At 56.4% G+C, this 23,338-nt stretch carries 17 protein-coding genes and 1 tRNA gene; 6 read left to right on the plus strand and 12 right to left on the minus strand.

What is annotated here, in order from left to right; all coding sequences use genetic code 11:
• The first annotated feature begins 194 nt into the window (after positions 1 to 194).
• The 6 genes from FGF54_RS19410 (at position 195) to FGF54_RS19435 (ending at position 6,727) form a co-directional block, all read left to right on the plus strand.
• The gene (locus FGF54_RS19410) at positions 195 to 1,277 is read left to right on the plus strand and encodes a hypothetical protein (protein WP_142780810.1); all 1,083 of its coding nucleotides are present in this window, start codon (positions 195 to 197) and stop codon (positions 1,275 to 1,277) included.
• Positions 1,278 to 1,806: 529 nt separating this feature from the next.
• Positions 1,807 to 2,703, plus strand: a complete 897-nt coding sequence (locus tag FGF54_RS19415; RefSeq protein ID WP_142780811.1) for a hypothetical protein — start codon at positions 1,807 to 1,809, stop codon at positions 2,701 to 2,703.
• A 76-nt stretch (positions 2,704 to 2,779) separates the two neighbouring features.
• The gene (locus tag FGF54_RS19420) at positions 2,780 to 3,169 is read left to right on the plus strand and encodes a hypothetical protein (protein WP_142780812.1); all 390 of its coding nucleotides are present in this window, start codon (positions 2,780 to 2,782) and stop codon (positions 3,167 to 3,169) included.
• Positions 3,169 to 5,160 (plus strand): ATP-binding protein, encoded by a 1,992-nt coding sequence (locus FGF54_RS19425; RefSeq protein WP_142780813.1) that lies wholly within the window; start codon positions 3,169 to 3,171, stop codon positions 5,158 to 5,160. The genes FGF54_RS19420 and FGF54_RS19425 overlap by 1 nt, the downstream gene beginning before the upstream one ends.
• Positions 5,153 to 5,902, plus strand: coding sequence for an ATP-dependent Zn protease (locus FGF54_RS19430; RefSeq protein ID WP_142780814.1), 750 nt, complete (start codon positions 5,153 to 5,155; stop codon positions 5,900 to 5,902). The genes FGF54_RS19425 and FGF54_RS19430 overlap by 8 nt, the downstream gene beginning before the upstream one ends.
• A 483-nt stretch (positions 5,903 to 6,385) precedes the next feature.
• Positions 6,386 to 6,727, plus strand: a complete 342-nt coding sequence (locus tag FGF54_RS19435; protein WP_142780815.1) for a hypothetical protein — start codon at positions 6,386 to 6,388, stop codon at positions 6,725 to 6,727.
• Positions 6,728 to 6,863: 136 nt separating this feature from the next.
• On the opposite strand, the gene FGF54_RS19440 is transcribed toward FGF54_RS19435, so the two are convergent.
• The 12 genes from FGF54_RS19440 to FGF54_RS19495 all read right to left on the minus strand — a co-directional run bounded on the left by FGF54_RS19440 (position 6,864) and on the right by FGF54_RS19495 (position 23,269).
• Positions 6,864 to 8,957 (minus strand): 3'-5' exonuclease, encoded by a 2,094-nt coding sequence (locus FGF54_RS19440; RefSeq protein ID WP_142780816.1) that lies wholly within the window; start codon positions 8,955 to 8,957, stop codon positions 6,864 to 6,866.
• Between the two features lies 1 nt (position 8,958).
• Positions 8,959 to 9,183 carry a DNA ligase gene (locus FGF54_RS19445; RefSeq protein ID WP_142780817.1) on the minus strand — a complete coding sequence of 75 codons (225 nt, stop codon included), beginning with the start codon at positions 9,181 to 9,183 and terminating at the stop codon, positions 8,959 to 8,961.
• Positions 9,180 to 10,229, minus strand: coding sequence for a hypothetical protein (locus tag FGF54_RS19450; RefSeq protein WP_142780818.1), 1,050 nt, complete (start codon positions 10,227 to 10,229; stop codon positions 9,180 to 9,182). Before FGF54_RS19450 ends, FGF54_RS19445 begins: the two co-directional genes overlap by 4 nt.
• Before the next feature lie 90 nt (positions 10,230 to 10,319).
• Positions 10,320 to 11,003 carry a hypothetical protein gene (locus FGF54_RS19455; RefSeq protein WP_142780819.1) on the minus strand — a complete coding sequence of 228 codons (684 nt, stop codon included), beginning with the start codon at positions 11,001 to 11,003 and terminating at the stop codon, positions 10,320 to 10,322.
• The gene (locus FGF54_RS19460) at positions 11,000 to 11,413 is read right to left on the minus strand and encodes a hypothetical protein (protein WP_142780820.1); all 414 of its coding nucleotides are present in this window, start codon (positions 11,411 to 11,413) and stop codon (positions 11,000 to 11,002) included. The genes FGF54_RS19455 and FGF54_RS19460 overlap by 4 nt, the downstream gene beginning before the upstream one ends.
• Before the next feature lies 1 nt (position 11,414).
• Positions 11,415 to 14,381 (minus strand): site-specific DNA-methyltransferase, encoded by a 2,967-nt coding sequence (locus FGF54_RS19465; protein ID WP_142780821.1) that lies wholly within the window; start codon positions 14,379 to 14,381, stop codon positions 11,415 to 11,417.
• 1 nt (position 14,382) lies between these two features.
• Positions 14,383 to 14,988 (minus strand): hypothetical protein, encoded by a 606-nt coding sequence (locus FGF54_RS19470; protein ID WP_142780822.1) that lies wholly within the window; start codon positions 14,986 to 14,988, stop codon positions 14,383 to 14,385.
• Positions 14,989 to 14,995: 7 nt separating this feature from the next.
• Complete coding sequence (locus tag FGF54_RS19475) at positions 14,996 to 15,796, minus strand: PD-(D/E)XK nuclease family protein (RefSeq protein WP_142780823.1); 801 nt, start codon at positions 15,794 to 15,796, stop codon at positions 14,996 to 14,998.
• A complete protein-coding gene (locus FGF54_RS19480) occupies positions 15,793 to 17,706 on the minus strand; it encodes a DUF262 domain-containing protein (protein WP_142780824.1) in 1,914 nt (637 codons plus the stop codon). Before FGF54_RS19480 ends, FGF54_RS19475 begins: the two co-directional genes overlap by 4 nt.
• On the minus strand, positions 17,706 to 20,738 hold the full coding sequence (locus FGF54_RS19485) for a BPTD_3080 family restriction endonuclease (protein WP_142780825.1): 3,033 nt from the start codon (positions 20,736 to 20,738) through the stop codon (positions 17,706 to 17,708). Before FGF54_RS19485 ends, FGF54_RS19480 begins: the two co-directional genes overlap by 1 nt.
• Positions 20,739 to 21,180: 442 nt before the next feature.
• Positions 21,181 to 23,088 carry a hypothetical protein gene (locus tag FGF54_RS19490; protein ID WP_142780826.1) on the minus strand — a complete coding sequence of 636 codons (1,908 nt, stop codon included), beginning with the start codon at positions 23,086 to 23,088 and terminating at the stop codon, positions 21,181 to 21,183.
• 91 nt (positions 23,089 to 23,179) lie between these two features.
• Positions 23,180 to 23,269, minus strand: a tRNA-Ser gene (locus FGF54_RS19495).
• Positions 23,270 to 23,338: the final 69 nt, after the last annotated feature.

Consider the following 23,338-nt stretch of genomic DNA (forward strand, 5'->3'; position numbering starts at 1 on the left):
GTCAAAAAATTTTTCCCGAAATTTTCAGTCATTGAAAACACTGGTGAAATCACGACGAAAACCTGGAAAAATGGAGATTTATGGTTTTATTTCAGTAGCTTATCGATATTGGTTGTAACACCTTTTCTAATCTCATGTCATCATAATCTCACGGTCGCTTATGAAGATCGGATGTAAACGGAGACAAGAGACACATGAAGAAGCACACTCATAGGAGGAAGGCCTCAGTTGGCGAGGCCAATCAGGGTCGCACCCTCAGCCAAGCGCAGCAGGACGAACTGAAACGGCTCCGAGACGCCTTTCGGTCGCTCGGGCGGCGCACGACGGAGGAGGCCTATGACATTGGCGAATACCTCTTGCGCGCAAAATCCATTCTACCTGAGAAGGCTCTCGGAGCATGGGTTAAGGCGGTGTGCAAGTTCACGCCAAAGACCGGCCGAAACTACATGGCAGTCCATAACAACCTGATGGATTATAAGGAGCGGTTGGTGTCGATGGCGGTCGCCCCGACGGTCCTGTTCGTGCTGGCCTCTGCCGAACGGTCAGACATTGATCGCGTCATCACAGCGATCGAGAACGGCGAAAACCTGACGGTGGCTCAGATTAAGGCAATGGTCGGTATCCAGACGAAGCGCGGAGAGACTCGTAGTGACGACGATCTCAATGTCGGTGGTCTTGCCGGGTTGCGGAAAGCTGCCGAGTTGAAGACGACGCAGGACGTCGCGCAGTTTCACGGTCTTATGTCGGCAGTCCTCAAGCAGGTCGAAAAGGCCATGGAGCCAATTGCCAAAGGGCGAGCGGTGAAGAAGGGGGAGCTGCAGGACGCGATTGTCTACGATTGCCGCCATGCCCACGACCTCCTCAACAGCATTGCGGCACCGATGAAAGCGGAGATGGTCGCAAGTGTGAATTGGCGGCCTGCGCGTCTTCCGGAGGGCAGTGCATGGCGCAAGGTTCAGGCTTTGCTGCATCGTATGGGCGGCGTTGACGGTTGGCCCGATCGCACCGAGTTCGTTGGCTGGCTTCAAGGTGAGGTCGTGCCGCTGCTGCGTTTCGTGGTCCACGGGGAGGCGTTGCCCTCTACTGAGAATGACGTGGCGGTCGTTGACAAGCGTAACCTTGCGCAGCCGGAGCCGCCAAAGCCGAGCGTGCGGGAGCGAAAGGGGCCGGAGGTGGCGCTGGCGCAGATCAACAGATTGTTCAATGGCATGAGCGCGCCCAAACGAACTGCCAAGGCGAGGAAGAGAATCACTTCTGGTGCAGCCGTCCCGGCGTAACGTTCAGAAAGCCGTACCCATGGCCCCGCCCGCGCGGGGCTATTTTTTTGACCGGTGGTCGCCGCCTCTCCCGTTAACCATACCGGTGCTCTTTGTTCCGGGTGTGTTCCAACCGCCTTGCCTGACGTAAAACTCCGGGCTATGTCGAAAGTGTTAGCAGAAAATGAATATCTGCAGACACTTAGCGGCCCCCGCCGATGCGCCAACATCGAACGAGGGCCTAACCCGCAACCTTCTAGTGAAAGGCATTGGGCTATGTTGACCCTTACCTGCTTTGCTTCCGAACGGGAAGCTTCTCTGTTCCCCGATCCTGTTGATGGCCGCATGTTGTCAAGGCGCAGCTGTATGTCCCATCGTTTTCGACGCGCCTGCGCACCGTCGATCACCTGACCCCATCAACCGATCATCCCTTTTCCGAACCGGCTTCGTTTGAAGCTGGGCGGCCGCCGGATGCGGAAATGATTTCCGGGTCGGACGCCGAGGGTTCGAGGTTTGCAGGCTGATCGCTACTGTCAGCAGGAGCAATACAATGACGACTATTCTTTCAGGCGTGCCCGGCGCGCCAGCCTATTCACATGCCGTCGATCTCGACGCCCTTCAGTCGCGCTTCGATATCCTTATCGATGAACTGTCTACGCAGCCCTTTTCCACCAGCGCGCTTTCCGACGCGCTTGCCGGCGGGGTCAATGAAGCCGCTGCGATCCTGCGATCCATTCCTATCCAGGAGGGAAGGCTGCTTGAGCGTGGCATCGGCATCATTGCTAGTCTCAACCCTGATCTTGTCGTTCTGGCGCATAATCTTCGGCTACCGGTTACCAAGACTGCCCTTGAACTCGTCGAGAAAAACGATCCAAAGCATTTCCGGTCTCTGACCCTCGACGCCGATACCGGTGGGCGTAAGACCTACACGCCGGACCTGATCCTGTTGAACAGGAAAACGAAGCTCGCCCACGTCATCGACGTCAAGCGCAGCCTCGGCTCTTACGAAGTCTCCCGCATCAACGAACTGAAGAGTCGGATGTTGGCCGCCGCCCTCGTCGTACCCGATCTTCTCTACCGAGAGCATCGTCGGCTGGTGGTGGAGGAGGTCCGTGTTGTGATCCTGAATGCGGAGAACCACCGCTCCGACATTGACGGCGGCGTCTGGCCACTGCGCGATCTCGATCATCTCCTCGAGGTCGCCGATGCAGGCAAGGCAATCGGAATGTTGCGCGAGCGCTTCCATGGGAGGATCGACGACAACTGGAGAATGGCAAGGGGCGGTTACACCCGACAAGCGGAACCGCCCCGCATTGACGATATTACCGCTGACGCCCCGCAGGACGGGTTGTCGGGGCCGGTAGAAGTCAGGCCGAATGAATGTAAGGTCGATTACGGCTACATCCGTGTTGGTTTTGCCCGGAGCCCTCGAACGGGTACGGGCTGACCGGCCAGCCCAACCTTCCTTCCGATATCCTCATCATTCACGCCGAACCTATGTTCGGCGACAGGAGACGTCCGCCATGCGCCGACCTACCTCAAACATTATTCCGTTTCCGGGCACCCCCACAGAAGATCGAGATTTTACATCGGTCACGAACGACCGATCAAAGAGATTGGAGAAATTCAAGGCCGCCGCCAAACAGAATGCGACCCCTCGGTCGCAGGTCATCCCCAAAGCCTTTGCAAGGTGTTCCGCGAATTCCACTACTCCGCCTGATCCAGATGTCGTTGCCCAAGTCGTCATTGGCTTTGCTCGACGCAAGGGCGTTGCCATGACCAGCATTCCCCAAACCTTCCGACAGCAGTTGCTTGCGCTGTGTGATGCGGGCGATCCAACGGCTTTGATGCTGCGCGACTGGCTCAGGGGCAATCGACAGTTCATGCCTCACGAAATCGGGGACGGCGCGTGATGGAAACCCTGACCGATCGTATTACCCGCTATATTCTGGCTCGTGTTCACCGGCTTGCAGTTCTTGATCTCTATGAGCGTGCAGCGGGCGTGGGACTTTTGGAGCAGGCTTTCATCATCGAAGGAGATGAACAGTCCGGCACGGTTTGGCGTGTGCCAGAGCACTCTCTGCATCTCCTCCGTTCCGAACCGGTGAAGCTTCACGCGGAGTTAGGACGGCGTCTTCGCAGAGCAACTTACAAAACACCGACCTGTGATGTTCACGGACAAGACTTTGCTGAACCGACCGTTGGAAACGTTTGCTCGTCAACGAAGCGAAGGAGCAAGCCGGATACATCGGCAACAGCCACGCGCGAAGTGTCCGTCCCTGCGTGTCGCCATGAGTTCCTGGCACAGCTTCGCAAGCATATTGCGCCGCCGAGCGTAGCCCACGTTGCTATCGCTTTACTGGTCGCGCGGGCCGTTGGTTCAAGCATTCCCGATCTGTCATTGCTGTCGGCGGTCCTCCGAAACCCAGGGGCTTTCGTCCTGATCAAAGCACCAGTCGGACGGTTTGAGCGGCGATTTGTTTTTATGCTTGAAGATGGATTGATCCTACCGTGCTGGACAAAGCTCGAAGACGTCTATCGCAGCAATTCCGTTTGGGATGGCTATAGTGATCGCCGTCGAAAGAGGCCACGCAAGACGATTAAGAAACTTGTGGGGACGGACGTCCAAAAGGCGGTTGAACGGTCGTTGAGCAAGTCTCTCGTTGATGTCCTGCTCGAACGCTCGGCCCCGGTGGTTCTTGCCGATGAGACAGAGACCGCCCTTCCGCCCTTCGTCTCGATGACGGCCGACCTCGTGCTCGAGACCGCTGGTCTTGATCATGAGATGATCGCCGAGCTTTTGCACATCTGTTGCGGCATCGCGCCAAAGCAGTCCCTGCAGCAGCTGGAAAAGGCGGCCCTTGATCTCAAGGGTCTGTCTATCGACGCGCTTGCACTGGCGGTTCGACCCGGACGTGGCCTGGAGCAAATCCTGTCTATCCTTGAGGTCCTGGGCAAGCAGGCGCGCGCCTCCAGTAAATCTGATGATGACGGCGAAGACCGCGGCTCTCGGCGTGTCGGTGACCGGTCAGGGCGAGCAAAGGTAAAGGGTCTCCGTTCAGATGGTGACAGCGATGATCCCTCCGGCACCCTGGATGGTATCGACATCGTTCAGCCTGACAGGCTTGTGGGGACCTCTGATGAACAGCCAAGCGCTGTTACCGATCTGGGTCAGACTGTCGTCGACCGCAATCTCGTAGGTCAGCTCCGTGTCGAAACACTATCGGGCTACCGCGAGGCGCTGGAATGGGCCCTCGACCTAAAGACAGACCTTTTGCTCTGGCGCGAGGGCGAATTGGCCTGGAATGAGATGAGTACGAAACTGATCCTGTCCGGGCCGCCGGGCACCGGCAAGACAACCTATGCCCGCGCCTTATGCAACACGTTGCAGGTGCCGCTGCTCGTAACGTCGGTTGCGTCATGGCTTGAGCCGGGTTACCTCGGCGACGTTCTCAAGCGCATGACCAGGGATTTTGAATTGGCGCGCAAGAACGCACCGGTCATTTTGTTTATCGATGAGATCGACAATATCGGAAGTCGCTTTGGTGGGAACCGAGAGCAGCACGACGACTATTGGCGATCTCTGATCAACCGTCTGCTCGAACTCCTCGACGGAACCACCAAGACCGACGGCGTCATCGTCGTGGCAGCGACGAACCTTCCCGAGAAGATTGATCCAGCCCTTCTCAGGTCAGGCCGATTGGAAAAACACGTCGCGATCCCAATGCCGGATACCGAGGGTTTGATCGATATCCTGGCTTATCATCTCGGCGCTGATCTTACCGATGTGTTGTCCACTGCGCCATTGATCGGAACGACTGCGGGTTTGCGGCCCGGAGGCCTGGTCGGAGGTGGTGACAGCGCAGTTAACTCGATCATTCCGGGAGCAATTAAAGATGTCTGAAGCAATCCATACAATCGCGACTGAGCATCGATCCATCCTCCAGCGCCTGGCACTCTTGGCGACAGGCAGCACCGGAGCCGATATCGAGCGCCTCGTTCGTGACGTTCGACGCAAAAGCAGACGGCAACGACGGCCATTGACCTTTATCGATATCGAGCACGCTTTGCTCGCCGGTCAGCCACGACTATCCGATGAGTTGCGGTGGCGGATCGCCATTCACGAGGTTGGTCATGCAATCGCGTTCTCTGACACAGACATTTCCGAGGTCATGACCCTCAGCATCGGGATCGGTGGAATGGGGCAGGTCATCAGTCGCCAGCATCAACACCTTGAACAAACCGAAAATTGGTTGATGCGCAAGGTGGCCTGCATGCTTGCAGGACGAACTGCGGAGCTGCTGATCTTTGGCGATACCGTTGCCGGAGCAGGGGGCTATGACGACAGCGATCTCGCCATGGCAACCGACCACGCAGCAGCTGCCGAGACCCGCCTCGGCTTCTCGGATCAACAACCCCTGCTGTACCGGTCGGCGGCTTTGACCATTAACGCGCTAAGCCTTGACCGGCACCTGGCGGATCGCGTCAATGCCCGGTTGGTGGCCGCCGAAGCGATTGCCCGAGACCTGCTGGAAAGCCAACGCGGAGCTTTGATCGCCATCGCCGAGCGGCTGAAGGATGTCGGGGTGATGACCGGCGAGGAGTTCAGGAGGCTTCTGGGGACAAATAACCGAACTGAAAACTGACGATAATATTCGGACTGGCACCGAAACCACGATTCCTATCGGCGCCACTCCGATTCCCAATTCCCGAATGCCGATTCCGAAATCATAGAGATCGATTCCCATTGAGGAAATTGCGATTTTAGTGCGGGCCGCGACAGCATTTGGCGGGGTGGCTGTTCCGCCGTCGCAATGCGTTATACCACTCTGGCGGCAAATGGTTTTACGTTCATTCACTTCGGCTCGCACCGCATCAAGGTGTGCATACCGTCTTCCACGTTGCCGGCAATTTGAAACACATTATATCAATTTACCCTCCCGCGATTCACAATCCAGTTTTGTCGTTGCCAATGTCTCAATTGCCGATTCCGGTGCAAACCGAGTTTGCGCAGCGCCGGTCGATGGACTGGCGATCCAGCCTTCCGCTCCGGAATGTCAACGTGGGCGGAGCTTGTTTCTTGCATAGCCGGTATGGACGCTGAGGCTCCAAACTAAGGAGATGAAGCAATGGCAAGGAAATCGAAGAAGCAGCGCAACGCTGATCAGGTCGTGCGTCAGCAGAGAGTCAGGGACGAGGCCAAAGCCAGGCGTCGACCGTCACGGGATGATATGGCGAGGATGCTGTTATGGCAGATGATCGTGGCTGCTCAACGCCGGAAAGATGCCCGGCTTGCTTTGAACAAGCTGTCCGAAGCCCTCGTCGTTGATCTTGAACGCCAGGGCTTCGATCTCCGTGAGAGCGAAGACGTCTTCGAGAATCTGGCCGATCGGTACTCCGATGGTTTGTTTCCGTTCCGGCCAAAGTGGCACCTCAACCCTCAGCCTACAGTCTCTCTACCACAATGTTGAGGGCATGGCAGCAGCAGAGGTAGCTCAGGCTTCCTCTGACGACTTGCAGTATCACCGCCAAACGGCGTCCCATTATTTTTGGACGTCTTCCCCCCATTACTCCTTATAACGGCGTTTGCTGGCAAATCGATCTTACTCAGCGTCTGAGGTCTTCAAGAAACTCAGAACCAGGAGAAACGCCCGAAATGAACAAGTGATCTCGGGCTCGTGTTGCTGCCACGTAGAGCAACTGCCGCTCGGTCGCCACCACTTCATCGAGTTCAAATTCGTCTGCAACGTCAGCAATGCGAGCATTCAATGGCAGGATTCCTTCGTCGCAGGCGATGAGAATGACCGCACGAAACTCTAAGCCCTTCGCGAGATGCATTGTACCAATCAGGACCGCTTCGCTTGAGGAGGCAGCATGGAGAGCAGAGACCGTGGGAACATCCGCCGCTTCTGCCACCTTAGCCGCGCGCGCTATCTCATCGTTTGATCGGCAGAAGATGCCAATCTCGGAGGGCGCGACACCTGTGTCAACGAGCCCTTTCAGGAAGGTCCCGGCAGAAATGATTTCCTCTTCAGGCGTCGGTGCAATGACGACAACGGGCTCCACTCCGTCGAAGACCGAAACAGTGCCCTTGCGCTGATCTTCCTCGCCATCGACGTCGCGGACATTGTCGGGGAGCAGGCTGTCAGCCATGCGGCGTATCTGATGTGACGTTCGATAGTTGACTTTCAACGTGAAAGAACGTCCCCGCACGTCGATCCCGAGCCCTTTCCAGGAAAACGGTTGCTGGAAGATGCGTTGACCAATATCACCTGCGAAGAACATCGCATCGGCACGATCCGGAACGATTGCCTTCAGAAATCGCAGTTCTGCAACGCCGAGGTCCTGTGCTTCGTCCACCACGACGTGGCTGTACGGCTTGTGGTCGCGATTATCGAAGTGCCGCATCACGGCGGTGAAGAGATCGGCGCTCGTCATCAAAGCTTTGGCACGAACCTGGCGGCTAACTTCAGCAAAGATGGACCAGAGTTCCTCGCGCTGTTTGGCACCCAACCGGTTCTTGCGTCCCATCCGCGGAACTAGAGCGTAGGCCTCCGCACTGTCGATCTGCCAGGCGTCGATCACGTGTTCCCATTCAGATAGCAGGAAACGGATCGGGTAACGTCCGGTGCCGGCAGTTGGGGCAGTGTCGCTCAGTATGCCACGCAATTTTTCACGGCTGACCAGATAGGCCTTCCGTCCCGTCATCAATGCATACAGTTCTCCCGCAGCCTGTTCGAACGATGACACAACGACGCGTTCCGTCAGCCGCGGGTCATCTGCCACAAGCACGTCGAGCTTTCGCTTGAGCGCCATAGCCAACGGTTCGGAGAATGTGGTGAGCAAAACGCGAGAGGCGGGGTCGGCGCGCAGTGTCCGGACAACCCGATGCAGCGCCACGATGGTCTTGCCGGTACCCGCCGATCCGACCACGCGGACAGGGCCCGAGAAGTCACGTTCGACGAGGGTTCGCTGTGAAGGATGCAGGAAAACTGCCCATTTCTCGAAGGGTTGGTCGAGTGCTGCCGCAAGCTCCTCGTGCCCTTCGAAGATGCGGAACCGACGCTGAGCGTCGGGATGAGTGATCGGCGTGGAATCGACAGCCCTTGGCTTGTTGAGAACCCCAGTCGCTGCGTACTCGAGAAGCGCCTCGGCAGCTTCCTGCGGCAGGTGGTTCGCCAGCGTGAAAAAGTGATCTTCACTTGCCTGGAGTACATCCTCCACCCAGTCGGCTGGTACGCCGATCGACAGGGCCTCGTCCGAGGACAACCTTGTGAACAACGGCGCGCTTGCGGCCGGCAACGGCGGTGAAACAACGAAAGGAAGATCGGGCTGTACCGGCGGCATTGCGCGCAGGGTGACTTCTTCAACCCGCTCTCGAACCTCAACGATCTGCAAAGCCCCTGTGCGCGGGTGCGCCTCAATGCGCCGCCGCTCCGCCCAGGCATAGGCGTCATCGTGATGGTCTACATAGGCCAGCATCACGCTGTCGCCAGTCTTGTGGATAATGATCCGGAGATCGCGGTTGACCCGCACCGACCAGAAATTCGGGTCCTTGGATGCCTCTATCCGATGCATCTGCAGACCGGGCCTGTCCGGATTGGTCTGCAGATCGAACGCCGTGAGCTTCGCGTGCTTCTGCTCGTCATTGGTGAGCTTGGCGAGTGCGGCGGTGAAGCTGTCTGCTAGGATTGTGGTCATGTCAGTCACGGAGCCTGACATAGGGCGCAAGCTTCATGCCTTTGCGAATCTCTGTCTTATAGGTCGCAGGCATCTTAGCCCGCGCAAGAATGTCTGGCAGCGACAGGTTCGCGAGCTCCTCCGCATATTGTATTCCGAACAGATGAACCGAGGTCGCCTGTTCACGGGTGACTGCGCCTCTGTCATAGCTATCACGAAGTAGCTGCGCCGCTTGGGTTTCATTCATCTTGGATTTTCCTCCGGTACGCTCGCTTGACTGTTCGGGGCTCGGTTGATGATGAACTTAATGGTCTTTAAAAAGTCGATTAACGCCCGCTCGTCTTTGCGATCAAATCTTCTGTCAAACGACGTGGAATGAAGCACTCCATTGGCCCATTCGACAAGCGGTCTGATTTTCCCAGCCTGAATGTATTCGTATTGCTTCTCGGCAAGAATAATCAGCTCCCCAAGACCTCTGTCCCGGAGATGACCTTTGTCGTTTTTGTATCGATAGTCCAGCCCATAATTTCGTTTCAGGACCAGCTCCAAAGTAGCTCTGCACATCGCGACAGAAGCGAGAGTCGCGCCGAAGACATACGCCCGGATTGCATTGTCCAGAAGTTCATACAAACCTCCTTTCTCCGCTTCAGAGTGTTTGGCTGTCACATGACCGGGGATGAAGAAAACCGGTAAGCTCCGCCAGCGGCGAAACACTTCCTCTGGCGAAAAACCGATGGTGCCGGTCAGATAGTCATAGGCCTCAAGCCCAATGTTCGAGGCACGAGCGAGATCATCTTCCCACTGGCCGCCGACATCATCTGCCCTACCTTCGGCGGCCCGAAACGCCAATTCAAAAGCCTTGGCTCCATCCATCAAAGAGGGATCGAAGTTGCAGTCCTCGTCTGGGTTCGGAGCCACAACGTCTAACAACTCGCTTTTTGTCTGATCTGCTGGTTTTGCCTCGTTTGCCGTCGGGCTGAGTTGCAGAGACAAGTCATCCAGATCAATGCCCAAAACAGCATCGAAAAGTGGTGCGCGCCAGCTGCTGTGGAAATCGTTCCAGTCTTGCTCAAAACGAGTCGGCGCGCCGGAGAGCAGTTTTCCCGAACTGTGAAACACGCTACGTTCAAAACTCCCCCAGCCAACAAACTGGAAGAGCTGATCTGCTGCGTCTTTCACCGATGCACTTTGATCGTAGAATACTTTCAATCGCTCCGGGCTGTCGCCACACTCATTCTTCAAACGATGAAGCAAGCTTATAAAGCGCGAGATGGAATTGCCTACTTGCTTCATCAGCTTTTCCTCTTCTATCCTCTCCGTCGATTGCAGCCTGCAGTTCAGTCGTCCATCCATCATGAATGGTGTCGCAACGCCTACGTTTGCTCACGGATTCTTATAGATGCAACTGATTCCGAACTCGGATGGACTGTTGCTATAACTCGACACGCTTGCGTCGGTTGTTACAAGCCAAACTTCGGATGCAGGGTCGGCTGGTACGGTCGGTCTAGAATGGTCCGCAGCCTCGGCTATCACCGTAGGCCTTTGACGCGAGGCAAGTAAACTCAATTCTCTCCGAAGTCCGAGCATGCCTCTGATTACAGATTTTGGAAGCGATACGACCGCCTTGCATTCGACCGCAAGGGCCACATCAGTATGCGCAGGTCGAACGTTGTTCAGTCCGTACGTGAATACACCAATGTCAATCTCGTGATGTTCGCTGAGATCGCTAGTTGTGCCGCTTTTCAGGCGCGCACTGCCGAGTGTCTGAAATTCGACGTCGACATATATATCGAACGATGGGGAGACCCCTGGCTGAGCGGCAAAAAAATGGGGATCACTTGCCTTCAAAAACCCGGCGCTCGCCTTGAACTGCACTGTTCCTCTAGGGTGCGAAAAACTCACTAAGTATCCCAATCGCCTGAGATACCTGATCACCAGCGTCAGGACATACAGCTCATAGACCTTGCCGCGCACATGAGAACTGGCTCCAGCGGGTATAGCTGATCTTGCAATACCATAAGCACTGAACACGGAATTGATTGCCGCTTCTGCATTCACCCTATTCATTCCGGCACCCTTGTCGGCGACGGCTCGAAATCCTCGCCTCTTAGCGCAATGATCAAATCATCAAGCTCTTTACGAAGAGGACCAAGCGCTGGGAGTTCCGTGAGGTAAACGCGGCGGCTGTCCCCGCGATCCGGGAGCTCCATAAATGCGTTTTCCGGAGCTTCCTCAACGGTTTCGGAAAGACGCTCTAGGCTGCGATTCACCGTGTCCACATCAGTCCACTTGAGATGAAGTTGGAATGCTTCCAGCAGCAAGATCAAATGCTTTTGCGGCGGGGGAAGCTTGGAAACTCCCTCGGTAAGCAGGTAAGGGTCTAGGAAATTGCTGTCGTCCGCTAAGTCGGAAAGATCATATTCCCGCATGTAGCCTTTGACGATTTCGATCAGGTCCTCGTAATCTTTCCCCTCCATCTCAAACCCCGAACACCTTCAGCACTTCATCCCCGAAGTGGTTGATCACCTTCACGGCGATCCGCCCCGTGCTCGGCCTTGGGAATGGCCGTGACGTGTCGGAATAGAGCGTCTCCCAGGCGTTCTGGTCGATCTCGGCCTTTAGCGCCGTCTTCAGCGATTTGTAGGGGTCGTTCGCGCCGAGGAAATAGGCGTGGCGGACGAAGAAGCTTTCCTCGTCGTAATCGGTGTCGATGAACCAGGCGGCGATGCCTTTCACGTCGTCGGAGCGGATTTCTCCGGTGGAGGGGTCGAAGACGTCGACGCCGTGGACCTTGACTTTGATCTCGCCGCCCGGCGCATCGAGGATTTCCACGTCCGGTTCGCCGAAGACGACGAAGAGGTTGCCCTTGCCGGTGTTCTTCAGGTCCTCGGCCATGTGCAGGTCGGGGTTCATACGCGCTTTCAGGATGGCGAGTGGGCCGAGTCTGTTGAGATCGGTTGCCTGGGCGTCGAAATTGAAGGCGCAGGCAATCAGCACGTCAAAGCGGGCGTCCGATGCCTCACGGGCGGCAGCGGTGATCTGGCTACGTGTCAGCGTGCCGAATTCCGGGCCGATCAGGATTGCCGCCCGTTTTTCCACCGCGCCGCCATCGGCATAACGGCCTTCGGCGGCAATGTAATTACCCGGCCAGGGGGTAATGGCACTGAAATGGATGGTGTCACGCTTCTCCTGCTGGTGGACGCCAGCGGTGCGTAAGTGCGAAAGCACCATCTCGCCGAAGTCCGCCTCTGGCATGTTGGCGGGCGTGGAGGCGCGTGCGGTGATCGCGCCGGATGCAGCAAGTTCTGCACCCAGCGTATCCTCACGGGCGGCGACGACGCGGTGAGGCGACAGGCTTTCGACGGTGAAGGGGCCGGCAACGCGCACCTTCGTCTTATCCTCATAGGGGCGGTCATAGAGCAGCTCGACATCGGCCGCACGGGCAATCGAGGCGTCGATCTCCTTCTGACGCGCGATACGGCCCTCCCACCAGTCGGCGTGGATTTTGCGCACAGTCTCCGTTACGAGATGCACCTTGGCCTGTCCGTCTTTGCTATCCAGCCAGGCATCGAGATCACGGGGGATTCCCCATTCTTCAAAGGTGGTGGAAACAGCGTTGTTTAACTGCGTCCTTAGCGGCTCCAAAACACCTTGCCACTTGTCCCAAATGTCGTCGATCTGCGAGTTGTTGGCGATCGCACCGAGCATGACGCGTGGGGCACGTTCGTAAACAAAGCCCAAGCGGATGTCTCCTGTCACCGGCGCATCGGGAAGGATTTTGCCGGAGACGTCCTGCTCCTTCACACGACCCTCCTTGGAATCAGCTAACAGGTAATAGGGGTAGCGCGCGCACATCAGCCGCGTCCGGGCCAGAGCAAGTGCCACGCGAGACGTGTCGATGGTGATCCAGCGACGTCCCCACTGTTCTGCTACATACGCCGTTGTTCCCGAGCCACAGGTTGGATCGAGCACGAGATCGCCTGGGTCGGTAGCCATTAGTATGCAACGCTGAACAGTTTTTGAACCGGACTGAACTACGTACAACTTGTCGTCTGTAAAGCTGCCCGTGCCCGTATCAGTCCAAACATTACCTACTTCGCGGGCAGAGAAGTCATCAAGATATCGGACGTAAGCAGCGGAAAACCCCGACGGTACTAGGCGATATGCCTTTTTAAGCCTCGCAATTCCTATTTCACCTGTCGACCAGTACCGCTTTCCAGGTCGCATTTTTTGGCCAAACAATTCGAACTCGAAACTGCCAGGGGGCTTCTGAGATGTAAAGTTGTCGAGTCTGAAAATCCTGCCGTGCTCTGGTTGGTAAGTCAGTAGCTCAGCTTCACTTAGCCGTCGCCGCTGCCCATCGTCCGATTGTAGCCAACGATAAACTCCGGCGTTGTCTTCTTCTAAGCCCTTATGGGTCAATGGTTTACGGTATTTTAGTTTTGAAGCATGCTTTGCATACCAAACAATATGATCTGCTACTCCGGGAAGGTATGCAGCGGATCGACCCGCAGTTTTCATTACAGTGATTTGAGAAACGGCATTCTCTTCACCGAAAACCTCGTCCATTAGTGCCCGCACCCGATGGACGTTTTCGTCGCTGATCTGCACGAAGATCGAGCCGCTTTCCGTTAAGAGTTCCCGCGCCACCATTAGCCGGTCGCGCAGATAGGTGAGATAAGAGTGAATGCCGTCCTTCCAGGTGTCGCGGAAGGCTTTCACCTGTTCCGGCTCGCGCGAGACATCCTCCTTCTTGCCATCCTTTACGTCCCGGCTCATCGTCGAGACCTGCCAGTTCGAATTGAACTTGATGCCGTAGGGCGGGTCGAAATAGATGCACTGAACCTTGCCGCGCATTTCCTCCCGTTCGGCGAGGCTCGCCATCACCTGCAGGCTGTCGCCGAGGATCATGCGGTTCTGCCAGTGCTTGGTGTGCTGGTAGAATTCCGCCCGCGCCTCCGGATCGGCAATGCCGTTGAAATCGGCAAACAGGTCGGGCGCATCGGTGCTCTGCTGGCGGGCGCTTGTGGTGCGACGTTTCAGGTCGTCGATGATGGCCTTGGGATGCACCTTTTCCTGAATGTAGAGTGGCGGCGCATTGACCACGAGGTCCGACCAGTCCTGACGGTCCTTGCCGCGCCAGACAAGCTGAGCATCGCCGATCTCGATCTCGCCGGTCTCGGCCAGCTTCTTCATCTGCGCCGGCGTGATCTTGATCTTCGCGCCATTCCAGATGATCTGCGGATCGCGGTCCATATCCCGCTCGCGCACCACGCCGTCGGCCAGCGGACGATCCCGCGGCACCCGCATCTCGCGCGCCGCCTCGCCGAGCATCTCCTCCTGCTGCTCGTAAAGCGACGCCATCTCGGCCGTCGGATTGTTCAGCCGCACCGCCTTGTCATGGGTTAGGGTGGAGACGTCTTTTTCGCGTGGGGTCTTAGCCATGTCAGGATGCCTGTTCTTTTTTCATGTCATCACGCAGCTCGTCGAAGCGATGGATGATGCTGTGTATGTAATCGAGCGCTTCGCTCAAGGGTCGTAATGCGTCGTCGAAGTTCTCCTCCTCCGCTCCTTTTGACAGGGCGTCCTTATCAACCTTGACCGGGAGAAACAGACTTGGCTCATCGTCGAAGATGAAACGAGTATCGTTGAAGCGAGCCGCACGGCGCTGAATAAACTTCTTCCAAGGCGTCTTTGGGAATTCCTCTTGGCGAAACCGAAAGCCCATACCACCTCGGCCTTCTGCGCACAGCTTGGTCAGCCAGAAGTAATCGTTGCCATCGCGCCACTCAAGGGTATCTCCAGACCGATATTCGAGACCAAACCAGGCATGCCAGCTTTCGCCTGTTACCCAGTGCTGAGGCGCGACTGCAGCATCCTCATCATCTTTCCAATTTGGAGTGCTGCGCCAGACCTGGCGGGTCGCCCAGCCCTCGATGAGCGCATCAACTTTTTCCGCAATGCGATCTTGGAGAAGTTCAAATCGCCGCGCGCCTTCATCTAGGTCTGCGATATTCAGTATAAGAAGCTTATCTAGCTCATTGGAAAACATACGGACCTCAGTGCAATCGGCTGATGTGAGTTGCAAACTGTTTTAGAACAGCGCCGGACACAGTGCGCTCAGGTGAGCCAGCCACAGCGGAGAAAATAGCGCGTGCCACATCGCGCCATGTCAGCCATATCAAGTGTGCAGGTGGGTTGGGAGGGCAGGTGTTGTTGAGGTACAGCACCAGAGAGACGGGTTTGCGCAAAGCTATTGCCCTGCGTTTTGCCAAAGCCGTATAGCGGTCAAGTTGGTCTCGGCCTTCGGGTGCATCGATCTTCACCTCAATGAAAATGATGCAATTTTTTCCTTCGATTGCGAGGTCAACGCGGTTGTCGCGCTCACCAAATGAGGTGTGCTCGGCCGAAACTCGGTAGTGACTGCCGAGCACCGCCTGCCTCAGCTCTTCGGAGCCAGTCCTCTGTATGAGAGCCTCCAGCAAGGCCTGCAGAACCGCTGAGCCAAAGCCGTGACTGCCATTACTGTCGAGTATCCACCCAAGAACCGCTGACGTGCGAACCTCGTTTCGCTTTAGGCCGGCAATAGTCCAGACATTCAGAAGGTCGCCATCGTGGCGCGCTGCCGCCAGACCGCGGCGGAGATCAGCAAGGTACGATAAAAAGCTGGCCGTATTCAGTCTTCGCTGAGGGGCTCGGCGCGTCGGAACATTATCCCGCTTGAAAGCGGCAACGGCTTCGAACAAAGCGCTCAGCCGCATTGTCTGCGCTTGAGCCATCTTCTCTTGTGGATGCAACGCGTCTTTCAGTTGATCGACAAACTGTGCGATCCGATCAAGACTTGGCTGCTGCAACGTCATTGTGCAGCCACCGTGAACTCGGCCTCCTCCTCGTCCTCATCCAACTCGTCGGGATAGTCGCTGGTGCTAGCAATGGCTCCAGGCGACTGTTTCCCCATCGCATGTTCGATCAGGTTCAAAAGGGCCTTCTGGCGTGCATCCATGAATCCGGCAAAATCGTCACCACGAAGAAGAGCCGGCTCGATCAGATGCGACGTCAGACACCCGTCGAGCTTGGCAGGACTGATGGCAGAGGCATCTGCGCTCCCTGTCTCCAGCTTTGAAAGGTAGGCCGAGGGTGCCACACCACCGATTATGCGGTTCGTTCGGTAGGAAAGGGGTGTCTTGTTGATGATAGAATCATAGATGTCCGATTTGATGCCTCGGTCCTCGCACCACTTCTTGGGGAAGATATGGTGGATATCGACACTCTCGCCGAAGAAGACTGTGTGGTCAAATTCCTGGCCGGAGCGGAAGTCCTTTGCCTTCTCTTTCATCAGCAGGGCATTCACACCCTTGTAGGCAGCAGACAGACGCATGCGCATCGTTTTCAGGCGTTCAGGTCGGAATGAGGCTTCGGACACTGTTGCAGGCACTTTACCACCGGCCAGCCAGACAGGCACTTCCAGGAAATCGCGCGAGATACGGCTCTCAACCGCAGAACCATAGAGCTCGCCGAGGACGCCGCACCAGTACCATTTCGTCAACTTGTCCCGGTTCGCCTCAAGTTCCCATGCATCGCCGATGTCGGCAAGGATTGCGGCGAGCGAGATGATCTGCGACTGGTACGGAAGATCGAAGAGACGGTATACCCGTTGAGTAAAAAGAAATTTTGCGGCCTTCAAGAAGCCCTGCTCGGCCTGATCCTGGTACTGCTTATAGGCAGACAGCGGTAGATTCAGAAGTGCCTCCCGCTTTCCTGTGACCTGCGGCAGGTCCTTGCCTTCTTTGCCCAAGGCCTCGGCTGCCCGTCTGAGGTCACGGGTGTAGAACAGAGATGTTACGTGGAGGAAATCGGTGTTGGCGACGTTCGCCAGGATGCCTTTTTCTGCGTCGGCCAATTTCTGGGCATTCACGAACCGGCCGTGGCGGCCTTTGTTGTCGCGTCCGTCGCCGTACCAGTCTTTACGTAGTTCGTGGCCATCAGCAGCATAAATAGCGGTAACAAGCTCGAAGGCGTCAAGCGGTTTACCTCCAGTATTGACCTTCTCGAAGACCGTACAAACGGCTTCCTTCGTGGTTGATTTGTCAAGCGCGATGACGGGCACTTGATAGCCCGTAAAGTTGGCAAGGACTTCGGTGTAGAACTGCTGGACGACAGGCCAAAGTTCCTGCATTCGACCGTTGGCATTCGCCCAAGTGACGAATTCCATTTGCCAGGCCATCCCGTCGAAGACACGGGATAGGGGGAACACCAGATTTTCGAACTCTTTTTCAGTCGTGGAAAAGTCGCTCTCGATCTGACGATTGAAGTCTGATCGAACAATCTTGTCCTTTGGAACAGAGAGGATCGCGTCCTCACGATCCGAAGACAAATCCAGCGATTTTCTCATGTCGATAAAAAACCAGCGCTCGACAGGCTGTTTCTTTGGCGTAACCGTCTTCACCACCTGACCGCGAAGCGTGACCTGGTAGAGCGAGGTCATGCGCTGCTGGCCATCCAGCAGCAGTTCTGCTGGCGAGACGTTGCTTGCGGCTTCGGGGGCACCCTCAATTGTTCTCGGCTTGAAATTAACGCCCCCGCCAGTCTCCAACGTCATGAGCGCTCCGACAGGGAAAGCTCGGGAGATGGAGGCGATCAAGCTCTTGATGCGATCTTCGTCCCAGACCCAGCTTCTCTGGAAATCTGGTAGCTGCATTTTGCCGTCGTTGCAGCTCTTCAGGAGGTCGTGGAGCGAAACCGGATTAGTTCGAAATGTTGAGCCCGCCATCAAGCAACTTCCTTTACCAGCGTCAGACACGACGCAATCAGTTTTTCGTATTCTTCTTCCATCGCAAACGCGTCACGAAGTTCCTTGAACGCCCAGCGGCCATAGGTCTTCAGGTTGTTGACCCCCGGCACCCACATGGTCTCCATGGTCTGCGCCTTGATCTGCGCATCCAGTCCACGGAAACCCTTGACCTCAACGATTAAGTTCAGTGGGTCATCCGGCCCGTGGCCGTCATCCACCTGAATGATGAAATCCGGCAGGTAGCGGCGCGGCACGCTGCCCAAGCGGTAAGGCACTTCGAAACCAAGCGCCTGGTTCTTGACGTAGGAAATGGTTGAGGGATGCGCTTCCACCACACGGGCAAACTCCGCCTCCCAATCACTGTCGCACACCACGTAGTTAACCTGCGACAGCGACGTGCGCCAGAGGTTCTGCTTGGTGGTGATGAAGGAGACGAAATCTGTGTAGCCATGCGGGTTATAGGGATCGAGCATCGCCTTCACGACGCCTGTGCCTTCTTCGCCAGCGCTGCGCACGATCGCCTGGTAAATCTGCTCGCAGGCTTTTTCCGCCAGCTCTGCATAGGTCAGCATGCCGGCCTTTGTGCCGCCGGTTAGCTTCAGGCACTGGTTGACCCAGCGTCGGGTAATCGGTTGAAGCTGGTTATAGAGGTAGTAGGGAACATCCTGATCGGTCTCGCGGAAGTAAAGCTCGATCAGCTTTTTGGTCAGATAAATGGCGACGGTGTTCGGCCGCATGTCGTTCAGCGCGTCGGGCGAAATCTCATGGCCCTCTCCGACCAGACCTTCCAGGCGGACCCGGCAAGGACCGACCAGCTCTGGCGTCAAAGTCAGGCCCGAATCCTCGCTGAATGTCGCGGAGAAATTGTCGGACGGTAGTTCTGTGCGGTAACCGGCAACGCGGGGGAACCGGATCGATAGATGGGGTCGCTCTTTCAAAGCGTGGACTCGAGTAACAGGCTTCGGCGGCGTGCGAACCACCTCCTGCGGTTCAGTGGCGAAATCGAAGGGAATGCCAAGGATATCGGCATATTCGGTGTTGAAGAGACCCTTGTCGTTCAGCTCGTAGGATTGCCGCCGCAGGCCGCGGCCGATGACCTGCTCACAGAGAAGCTGCGTCCCGAAGGCGCGCACGCCGAGAATGTGGGTGACAGTGTTGGCATCCCAGCCCTCTGTCAGCATCGAGACCGAGACCACGCAACGGATTTGTTCACCGAGCCGCCCCTTCTGGCCGACGGTATTCATCACCTCGCGCAGCAGTTCGGACTCCGAAATATTGGCTGCCTCGGCAGCGCCATCGCGCTCGGCTTTCTCCCGCTTGAACTGCTCGATCTCGATCTTGGCCATCTCGCGGAAAGCCGGATCGAGTGCCTCACCTGATTCCAGCTGTTGGCTGTCGATCAGCAGCGTGTTCATCCGCGGCAGACGGTTGCCGTATTGGTCGAAATTGCTGAACAGTTTCAGATGGCCATGATGTTTGGTGACAAGCTCGCCCTGCTCGCTGCGTTCCCATCCCGATACCCATTCATAGACAAGCTTCGAGCTGGCGGTGTTGTTGCAGACGACGATAAAGACCGGTGGGACGCCGATCCCTACCTGCTGCCAAGCCTCGTATTCCTTCTGGTAATGGGAATAGAGCGAATAAAGTGCTGTCTGCAATGGCGCTGGCATTTTGAAAGGGTCCAAGTCGCCAGATTTCCCGGCTCCCTTCTTCGGCATGTCCTTGCCGATGTGATCCCACAAATTGCGATAGACCGGCATGGCGGAATTGACGGAGTTATCGGAGACGGGGACGCGTGGCAGCTTCACGATGCCGCATTCAATGGCATCGACGAGAGAAAAGTCGGATACAACCCATGGGAAGAGCGTGCCTTCCTCATAGCCCGAGCCGTGCAGAAAGAATGGCGTTGCAGAGAGGTCGTAGACGGAGCGCACGCCGACCTTGCGCTTCAGAGCTTCGATGCCGGAAATCCAAAGGCGCGCTGCCTCGTTGTTTTCTTTTGCTTCCTCCTTCTCCTGGCCCTTTAACTCTTGTTCTTCGTTCGTATTCGGTCTTTCACGATAGCAATGGTGAGCCTCGTCGTTAATGACGACGATATTCTTGAGCTGGAGCAGATCGCCACAGGCGCGCTGGAGCATGGCCCCCTCGGTTTCCAGTTCCTCGATCTCCTCGTTCTTCCAGCCTTTCATCAAACGAAGACCCACAGCATTAAGCTCGTGTGCCTTTCTGCGCTGGAAGACGTGATAATTGACGATCTCGATCTTCGCCTTGTTCAGGTCTTGCATCATGTCCTGCGGCACAAGCTCGCGGGTGCGGTAATAGCTGTTGGCGTCAGAGGGTTTAAGGACGCGCAGGCGATCCTTGATCGTGATGCCCGGCGCGACGATGAGAAAGCCACGGGAGAATAGGCTCGAATTTGGCTGACGCGCCGAATTGATGGACTGCCAAGCGATAAGCATCGCCATGACAGTGGTCTTGCCCGCACCCGTGGCAAGTTTCAGGGCTGTACGGATGAGTTCAGGGTTGGCGTCCTGGTTTGCTTCTTCCAGATGGCGGAAAATATGCGCGTACTGCTTTCGGTTGCGCGCAACTTCTGCAAGCCAGATCGCTGTCTCTACAGCCTCGACCTGACAATAGAAGGGCCGTGCCCCCGAGAACGCGTCGCTGCGCCAGTGTTGAAGGAGCCGCTGAGTCGTCGGAGTAACACCCCAGTCGTTAGGATTGGGCAGGCTGCGCCATGCAGCGATGTGCGTCCGAATCTCACTGATTATAGGTGTGGGATTGTAACGGCTTCCACCCTGGCCAGCTTGGTCGAGGTCCAGAGATGCCTGCCTTTTGCCGTCAGCCTTTGTCCTGCGGCTTTTAGGGACGGGCGCGATGTATTTCGAGCGTCGCCGTCCCTCAATTGGAGGGTGATCCAACGGCTCCCCGCTTTCAGACAACGCATGATGCCGGGTCGGAACCTCATAGGGCGAGTTGAGAATCGGTTCAGCGTAAAAAGGTTTGGTCACTTGCAGTCGCCCCCAGGAATCAGCATCGACATTCAATAGTCCTAGCGAACAAAAATGCAACCTAAGATCAATCTGTTGATCCGGTCTCGGTGGTTGAAAGCTGTGCATTTTTGAAGGATTAATCCTGTAGCTGATGCGGTGCGAAAATGATTTCCGCATCGGATCAAATTCATATGTCAGCTGCGTCTGCGTCCAGAGTTTCGATGTTGATGAGAATATGGCTGTCTACTAAGCCTAAATAGGCATGACCAACATGCTTCTGTCGTCGATCTCGCGTGAACTGAAACGGACGAAACAACCGGTGCTTATAAGGGGCAACAACCTAAAGCCGCGTCAGAAAAACGTGCTGGATGTCGCCCTACCTCCGATACGATGTGGGGACTATGCAGCGTCCCCCCGCCATTGTGTTGATTGGCATAGGCAAATAGACGCAACCGTTTGATCAATTGCGGCCTGTCTTTGGTTTCCGCCCCCGCGTTCTCTTCGCCTTTGCTAACTTGCCGAAATCCAGCCCCTTGAACATCGAAAGGTCGATATCCGGATTAAGAGGCAGGTTCGCGAGCGTGCGGGCTTTCCGCTCTGTCAACGTTCGAAACCCGTACTTATCGTGTTCGTCGTCACCGATCTCATGACCCACCTGCATCTGCCTATCCCGTTTCTCGATGTCTTGGTCACCGGCATCCGCGATATAGCCGCTCCGGAGCGAGTGAAACACCTCACCACGGGATTCCTTGATTCCAGCGTCCTCAAACAGTCGTCCCATGTAGGACGACGCGCTCTTGCTAGGGTCTTGCAGCCTGATCAAGTTTGGGAAAAGAAACTTGTCACCTTGCTCCAGCGCCCATTGGACGAAACCGATTTCCGAAAGGAAGTTATGGAGCACGAAGAAGGATGTGCTTGCATTGGTCTTGATAGGGAGCCGCTTCCAGTGTCCGTTCATCTGAACGATGCCGGAGGTCTGGGCAACCCACACGTCCTTGAACTTTTCGCGGAAATCATCGCCCTTGAGATGAATAAGGAGCCCAAGTCGACGCCCGGTCAAAAATCCCAGTAGAGGGAGGAAGGCGTTTTCGAACAACCCGCTGGCGACGCCGGCCTCGAATAGTTTCTGAATCTTGGCACTTCCCAGAGGTTCCGTGTGGACCGTTGACCGGGCGAGATCGGGATAGACCAGTTTGGCATTGGCTATTGGGCGGTAGTCGTGCTTGACCTGGCCATTGTTGAGGGCCGCCCTGACGGCGGCGATGTAGCCTTCTTCCAGCGTTTTCAGCGCCAAGGTCTCGTATTTGTGGTCCCGGTTCGAGTCGATGATCTCGAGAGCGGTAAGATGTTTGGGCCTGAATTTTGCATCCTTGGGCCAATACTTGATGAGATCGAGGAAAGCCTGGAGATCGGTGGCGGTGTAGGTATCGACAGGGTGGTCTCCGATAAGCTCGGCAAAGAGATTGAGACGTGTTTCGGCGGTGGCTATATCCTTGTTGTCCTCCGACTTGGATGACCGCCTGGTTGCAAGGTACTCGTTGGCGATCTCGCTGAAAGTCGGCTTTGTGGACGCAGGTCTCTCGACGGTGCGTCGGTCGAGCTTGAAGGCAGGTGTCGCATTGGAGTGGATCAGGCGTTGACGCCTGCCTGCCGACGCGGCGACTGTATCTTGAGCCGGTGAAGACAAGTTTGGTTGCCGTTCAGAGGCGAGTGGAACTGGTGGCGCTGCCGTGGCGTAGAGCTGTTTCGGGACGGAAACCGTACCTGACGCCACATCGAATTTGGCAAGATGGCGAGCGGCCAGAATTTCCGCATTGTCGGCGATCATTTCATCATGCGGTTTACCTGCCTGTCTGGCCGAAACCTCCTGGCCGATGCGTACCAGGCCTCGCATCATCTCGAGACCCCTGGCCTCTTCTGGCGTGGGGGAGCGAGCGGGCTCGCGAATATCATAGAGCGCGCCCTTGAATATCAGCGTGGCGAATTCGGACGGCCAGTCGTCGGCGAGGTTTTCCTCATCCGCCGAGCTACCCATGAAGTGCGTGAGATCGGGTTGGTTGTCGCCAGTCATGATCTTTTCGATCTCCTTGAACACCTTGCGAGCCAATGCCGCCAAGGCATCGGCAAGCTCCCTTGCTTCCTGATGCGGGACGACACCCAGACTTATCCGGATGGGTCGAGAGCCTGCGCCGCCCCCGATACGTTTCGGCAGTCTGATCTGGAAAAGATAGGTTCCGCCGCTTCTTACCAGATAGAGGCCGGATGATCGCGTTTTAAGCTTGCGATTTCGTTTCCTCGCGGAAATGATTTCCGCGTCCGACGATACATCGGACTGTACATCAAGCGATACAACGCGCGATACATTCATGACTGAAGTCCCTGTGTCATGGGCAGCCGGTCAGGAATAAGTCAGTTAACTCAGGGACTTGCGGGCAATTGGGGAAGAGTGTTCCAATTTATGGCGGAGAGGGTGGGATTCGAACCCACGATACCCTTGCAGGTATGCCGCATTTCGAGTGCGGTGCATTCGACCACTCTGCCACCTCTCCGCATGCGCGAACGCTTGCGTTGCGCGCTCCTCTTAAACATCAATGGCCGGGCTGACAAGGGGAATTTCG

It is taken from the genome of Agrobacterium sp. T29, from assembly GCF_006970545.1.
In the GTDB taxonomy this organism is placed as follows: Bacteria; Pseudomonadota; Alphaproteobacteria; order Rhizobiales; family Rhizobiaceae; genus Agrobacterium; species Agrobacterium leguminum.

Coding starts and splice junctions, on each gene's coding strand:
- FGF54_RS19410 (WP_142780810.1), top strand. CDS start 195: ATGAAGAAGCACACTCATAGGAGGAAGGCCTCAGTTGGCGAGGCCAAT.
- FGF54_RS19445 (WP_142780817.1), bottom strand. CDS start 9,183: ATGAATGAAACCCAAGCGGCGCAGCTACTTCGTGATAGCTATGACAGA.
- FGF54_RS19480 (WP_142780824.1), bottom strand. CDS start 17,706: ATGGCGGGCTCAACATTTCGAACTAATCCGGTTTCGCTCCACGACCTC.
- FGF54_RS19490 (WP_142780826.1), bottom strand. CDS start 23,088: ATGAATGTATCGCGCGTTGTATCGCTTGATGTACAGTCCGATGTATCG.
- FGF54_RS19425 (WP_142780813.1), top strand. CDS start 3,169: ATGGAAACCCTGACCGATCGTATTACCCGCTATATTCTGGCTCGTGTT.
- FGF54_RS19450 (WP_142780818.1), bottom strand. CDS start 10,229: ATGAAGCAAGTAGGCAATTCCATCTCGCGCTTTATAAGCTTGCTTCAT.
- FGF54_RS19440 (WP_142780816.1), bottom strand. CDS start 8,957: ATGACCACAATCCTAGCAGACAGCTTCACCGCCGCACTCGCCAAGCTC.
- FGF54_RS19460 (WP_142780820.1), bottom strand. CDS start 11,413: ATGGAGGGGAAAGATTACGAGGACCTGATCGAAATCGTCAAAGGCTAC.
- FGF54_RS19470 (WP_142780822.1), bottom strand. CDS start 14,988: ATGTTTTCCAATGAGCTAGATAAGCTTCTTATACTGAATATCGCAGAC.
- FGF54_RS19475 (WP_142780823.1), bottom strand. CDS start 15,796: ATGACGTTGCAGCAGCCAAGTCTTGATCGGATCGCACAGTTTGTCGAT.
- FGF54_RS19420 (WP_142780812.1), top strand. CDS start 2,780: ATGCGCCGACCTACCTCAAACATTATTCCGTTTCCGGGCACCCCCACA.
- FGF54_RS19465 (WP_142780821.1), bottom strand. CDS start 14,381: ATGGCTAAGACCCCACGCGAAAAAGACGTCTCCACCCTAACCCATGAC.
- FGF54_RS19435 (WP_142780815.1), top strand. CDS start 6,386: ATGGCAAGGAAATCGAAGAAGCAGCGCAACGCTGATCAGGTCGTGCGT.
- FGF54_RS19415 (WP_142780811.1), top strand. CDS start 1,807: ATGACGACTATTCTTTCAGGCGTGCCCGGCGCGCCAGCCTATTCACAT.
- FGF54_RS19455 (WP_142780819.1), bottom strand. CDS start 11,003: ATGAATAGGGTGAATGCAGAAGCGGCAATCAATTCCGTGTTCAGTGCT.
- FGF54_RS19430 (WP_142780814.1), top strand. CDS start 5,153: ATGTCTGAAGCAATCCATACAATCGCGACTGAGCATCGATCCATCCTC.